The 2,683-nt window shown below is 59.6% G+C and carries 4 protein-coding genes; all 4 read left to right on the top strand.

Annotated features, from left to right (window positions below; all coding sequences use genetic code 11):
* Window positions 1–85 precede the first annotated feature (85 nt).
* Genes tnpA through AC13C0_RS00200 form a run of 4 tightly spaced genes read left to right on the top strand, consistent with a single transcriptional unit; the run spans window position 86 to window position 2,654 of the window.
* Window positions 86–376: an IS66 family insertion sequence element accessory protein TnpA gene (gene tnpA, locus AC13C0_RS00215; protein ID WP_286894708.1), complete on the top strand. Its 291-nt coding sequence runs from the start codon at window positions 86–88 to the stop codon at window positions 374–376.
* On the top strand, window positions 373–717 hold the full coding sequence (gene tnpB, locus AC13C0_RS00210) for an IS66 family insertion sequence element accessory protein TnpB (protein ID WP_016915087.1): 345 nt from the start codon (window positions 373–375) through the stop codon (window positions 715–717). Before tnpA ends, tnpB begins: the two co-directional genes overlap by 4 nt.
* 28 nt (window positions 718–745) lie before the next feature.
* Window positions 746–2,395: an IS66 family transposase gene (gene tnpC / locus AC13C0_RS00205; RefSeq protein WP_248185948.1), complete on the top strand. Its 1,650-nt coding sequence runs from the start codon at window positions 746–748 to the stop codon at window positions 2,393–2,395.
* Entirely contained in the window at window positions 2,385–2,654 is a 270-nt protein-coding gene (locus AC13C0_RS00200; RefSeq protein WP_248185950.1) for a hypothetical protein, read from the top strand. The genes tnpC and AC13C0_RS00200 overlap by 11 nt, the downstream gene beginning before the upstream one ends.
* Window positions 2,655–2,683 lie beyond the last annotated feature (29 nt).

The raw sequence follows: 2,683 nt of genomic DNA, 5'->3' as shown, positions 1-2,683 counted from the left end.
GTAAGCGTTCATTCCAGGACGTCCTGCCACCCGGCTGAAAATCGCCCTACAGTAACCTCACATTTTTCAACACGAGGTTACCCCCATGAGAAAGCACCGTACCCCAGAACAGTGGCAGGCCCTGGTTGATCAGCAGCGCGTCAGCGGCTTGTCAGCGCCGCAGTTCTGTAAGCAGGAAAATATTGGTTACGCCAGCTTCTGCAACTGGCGCAAGCGGCTGTCCGATCCGTCGACCGATGATTCGGCAGGTTCCGGTGAAGCCAGTTTTCTGGATCTCTCGTCATTAATGGGCACGTCGCCATCCTCCGGTCCGGGCTGGAACATTGTGCTCAGCCTGGGTAACGGCGTCGAGCTGCGGCTGAGTCAGCACGGATGATTGGGCTCGATAGCCAGGCGCGCATCTGGCTGTGCACCGAGCCCACCGACATGCGCAAATCGTTCCGGGGCCTGAGCGCCCTGGTCCGGAATCAGTTGAAGCACGACCCGCTCAGCGGCCAGTATTTCGTCTTCGTCAATCGCCGCAAGACCCAGATGAAGATGCTGTACTTTACCGCCACCGGTTATTGCCTGTGGGCCAAGCGCCTGGAGCAGGGGCAGTTCCGGGTGCCGTTATCCGCCTCCGGTCAGCGAGCCCTGACCCTGACGGATCTGCAACTGCTGATCGATGGCATCGAAGTGCAGAAATACCGCCAGTTCAAGCGTTTTCGAGGGGTATAGAAGACGGACTTCCGGTATAATATCGGCCATGAATTCAACGGCTTCCGCCCCTTCTTCCAACGCACCTTCCTACTCGGCTCTGGCCGAGGAGAATGCCGTGTTGCGGGAGCAGTTGGGAGCCCAGGCAGAAGCGATTCGTCAGCTGACGCATCAACTGGACTGGTTCAAGAAACAGCTGTTCGGCCCCAAATCCGAGAAGCAGGTTTATGATGTTCCGCAACAGGACAACCTGTTCCAGCCAGATGAAGCACCGCTGCCGGAGCAGCCTGCGGATGAAGATAAACGCACCATTAAGGCCTATCAGCGCGGCACCGGCAAGAAACAGCGGGACGACGACTGCCTGAACGATACTGGCCTTCGCTTTAGTGCCGATGTGCCGGTGGAAGTCATTGAACACCTGCCACCGGAACTGACCGGCGCGGAGGCCGACCAGTACGAAGTGATCGGCAGCAAGACCACCTACCGGCTGGCCCAGCGGGCCTCCAGCTATGTGGTACTCAAGTGTGAACGCCCGGTGTTCCGGCGCAAGGGAACCGAGAAGCCGGTGACGACTCCGGCTCCGTTTAACGTACTGGACAACAGCCTGGCCGACGTCAGCCTGCTGGCCGGGCTGCTGGTGGACAAGTTCCAGTTCCATCTGCCGTTGTATCGCCAGCACCAGCGCATCCAGCAGGCCGGTATCACCGTCAGCCGCAGCACCCTGACCAATCTGGTCAAGCGCGCCATCGACCTGCTTCGGCCCATTGTGGATGCCCAGACAGACAACGTGCTGCGCAGCCGGGTGCTGGCCATGGATGAAACGCCCATCAAGGCCGGTCACCAGGGCCGGGCGGGCCCGCAAAAAGGCAAGATGAAATCCGGATGGTTCTGGCCGCTGTATGGCGATGCCGACGAAGTGGTGTTCACCTACTCGAACAGCCGGGGCCGGGCCCATATCGAGGAGGTGCTGAACGAACAGTTCAGCGGCACTCTGATCAGTGACGGCTATGCGGCCTATGCCCGCTACGCTGCCGCCCAAGAGAACGTCACCCATGCCCAATGCTGGGTGCACAGTCGCCGTTACTTTATCGAGGCACAGAAGGATCATCCTGAGACAGTCACCGAGGCCCTGCAACGGATCGCAACGCTGTACCGGAATGAAGAGACCCTCAAAGCTCAAGGGCTGACCGGCGAGAAGAAACGCCAGTACCGGTTGGATCACTCGAAGCCGGTGGTCAGCGGCTTCTTCCAGTGGTGCCGGGATCAGTTGGAGCAAGGCGGTCTGCTGCCCAGCGACTCACTGACCAAGGCCCTGAACTACGTGCTCAGCCGCGAAGCGAGCCTGACCGTGTTCCTGGAAGATCCCGACGTACAGCCAGACACCAACCACCTGGAACGGGCCCTACGACCCATCCCCATGGGCAAGAAAAACTGGATGTTCTGCTGGACCGAACTGGGCGCGGAACACCTGGGCATCATCCAGAGCCTGGTCAGCACCTGCAAGCTGCACAATATTAACCCCTACACCTACCTGGTGGACGTGTTGCAACGCATCAGCCAGCACCCGGCCAGTGAAGTCAGCGACCTGACGCCGCGACTCTGGAAAACCCGGTTCGCCGACAACCCGTTACGGGCGCTGATCGACCCACGCCATCCTGACCGACAGAACAAACAGCCGGAGGCCGTTCATGCGCATTGAAGACATGAGCATCGACCAGTTGCTGGAACTGAATCAAACCATCTGCCGGCGCATCGACGAACTGCGGGATCAGGAAAATCTCCAGGCGCTGAGCCAGTTGCGGGTGGGCCTGAAAGTGACCTTCGAGGGCCGGGAAGGCCCCGTATTGGGGATCGTCACCAAGATCAACCGCAAGAGCGTGATCGTGCTGGGTGACGATGGCAGGAAGCAGTACAAGGTCTCGCCGGAGTTACTGAGACCTCTCCGGGACGTGAAGTAGGTCAACTACGTCTTGGAATGAACGCTTAC

Source organism: Marinobacter sp. B-21 (assembly GCF_056857895.1).
This window is presented reverse-complemented; position numbering and strand designations above follow the sequence as displayed.